This is a genomic window from Nostoc sp. UHCC 0251 (genome assembly GCF_034932245.1).
Taxonomy (GTDB): Bacteria; Cyanobacteriota; Cyanobacteriia; order Cyanobacteriales; family Nostocaceae; genus Nostoc.
In genome coordinates this window covers 1-1,964 of record NZ_JAYGHD010000522.1, presented here as the reverse complement: position 1 = coordinate 1,964, position 1,964 = coordinate 1, and the positions used below count along the sequence as shown (strand labels likewise).

Here is a 1,964-nt window from a genome sequence, read left to right as displayed (position 1 = left end):
ACTCCGCAAAAACTGTGCATCTTGTCAACTACTTTTACTGGACTGCCTCTCTAGAGTTATGCAATCGCCTCTACAACGAAATTTAGACAATCGAAATCATCATGGCACACAGACTATGATTACCACATTTCTTCAACAGACGGAGTTAGAAGAGTTTCTTGACAAAACATTGTTGCCTCCAACTGACCCCAACGCAGAGGTGCAAGAGATTCCTGGCTACAAAGTCGTGTACGTCAATGGAGCTTGCCCCAGAACTTATCGAGTCTACAAAGGTGATTCGATGATCGGGGTGATATTTCAACACATCACCCACTGGTCGAATTCTGTAGATAAGATTCGATACGCCGAGCCGGTTGATGCCGCCGCCGGACTAGACGAATTTATGACGATGACAGGCTACTTTACAGCGACTACAGAGCAACCAGTCACGGAAGAAGAGTTGCTTGATATTGAATTTGATGCGCTCACAAGTGAGGATTGGGAGCGGTTAAAGAGATACGTGCCACAAGCGAAACATTTGGTTGCAGCGTAAGGAAACGGGTGGGCAGTAAGACCCACCTATAAAGTAAAAAGTAAAAAGCAAAATCAAATTCTCAGTTTATCGGAATAGAACAACACAACTCATCGGATATACCAATGTCACCCATAGAGATATTACGAGAATTCAACTCTTGCTACCAGAAGATTCAGGCAATCGCCCAAGATGAAAACTGGCTTTTGTTGATTGCGGATAAAAGGATTGATCCAGAAGCCGCAACTCACTTGGGCGATACATTGCATTACTTGGGCGAGGCTATGGGTTGTGTAGAAGAAATCGTTGAAGTCAAGTTTAATCAGGAATCAAAATCATGAAACTCTACGCAACAAGTATTCCTCAAGCTTTGCCAACTTGGGCAACTGTTATATCGAATAATGCAGGGTTGATGGAGATAGAAATTGATGATGAAGACCCTGGTTTTCATTCAATCATCGAAGAATTGTCTACTGAAATTGAGCCAGGGGTTGTTGGTGTAAAAGCTAGCGATTTATGTACAAGACTCAGCATTGAGATGGTTGATACTAACGAAGAAAATCATTTAGAGAACGAGATTAAATTGCTCTAACCGCAGGAATTGAAAACACTTCTAGAAGCAGAGATTAAAAAGCGACTATATCAAATCGAAGTGTTGAAATACGAGTTAAAAGCAATTCCTGCACTTAAATAGCTAAGTCGAACACTATCCAGTATTAACCCAATTTTTAGCAACAACAACGAAATTATGGAAACCATCAAAATCAACAACAGTGTTTTTCTCATTCCACCTAGCCAACCGAAACTACAAGCGAATTGCGCTAAGGAATACGGGCAATTCCTTCTTGATTGTCCTCCAAAACTCACAATTCTAGAAGCACAAGCCGGCGGATATCTCAAAGGTAACAAGGCTGACTTTGCAATCGCAATCTCTCGCCCTGACCGTGCATTGACCATCAACGAGAACTTCACCAACGAACCATTCACTGAACTATGGGTAATTCCGGTTGCTGGCGGACTCAAAGACCAGTTTAAGGGGCCAGCCTCCATGCTGCTTTCTTTCCTGATCCACCGCCGCAGTAAAGACAATTTTGCTGGATTGTACAATCACTTTGCCCATCGCGCATTTCAATCGTGGTGCGAGGAAGGGATGCCGGGAGATCCCAAAGAGTTCTGTTATCAGGCGATCGCTTCGGTACTGAAAAACTACATTTTCTGCGCCGAGTTTCAGAAAGTGGAAGGGACGCTGGGAACGTACTGGTTCATTCAATGGTCATACCGCAACCCGCAGTCTGATTTTGAGAAGGATGCCCTCGTTGCCGCCGAGATGATTCGTAGCGGTGCAGAATCTGGGGCAACAGTTCACTGGGTAACGAATGATACTTACGAGCGATGGGCTAGTAAGCTAATCGGCATTTAAATTGCAACATAGTCACTATTGCCTTTGTTTTTT

4 protein-coding genes are annotated in these 1,964 nt (G+C 43.6%); all 4 read left to right on the top strand.

The window, feature by feature from the left end; all coding sequences use genetic code 11:
- Nucleotides 1-532: hypothetical protein (locus VB740_RS36545; RefSeq protein ID WP_323204687.1), on the top strand; the 532-nt coding region annotated here is incomplete at its 5' end.
- 104 nt (nt 533-636) lie between these two features.
- On the top strand, nt 637-852 hold the full coding sequence (locus VB740_RS36540; RefSeq protein ID WP_323204686.1) for a hypothetical protein: 216 nt from the start codon (nt 637-639) through the stop codon (nt 850-852).
- The gene (locus VB740_RS36535; RefSeq protein ID WP_323204685.1) at nt 849-1,103 is read left to right on the top strand and encodes a hypothetical protein; all 255 of its coding nucleotides are present in this window, start codon (nt 849-851) and stop codon (nt 1,101-1,103) included. The genes VB740_RS36540 and VB740_RS36535 overlap by 4 nt, the downstream gene beginning before the upstream one ends.
- A 156-nt stretch (nt 1,104-1,259) precedes the next feature.
- Nucleotides 1,260-1,931: a hypothetical protein gene (locus tag VB740_RS36530; protein ID WP_323204684.1), complete on the top strand. Its 672-nt coding sequence runs from the start codon at nt 1,260-1,262 to the stop codon at nt 1,929-1,931.
- The last annotated feature ends 33 nt before the right edge of the window (nt 1,932-1,964 follow it).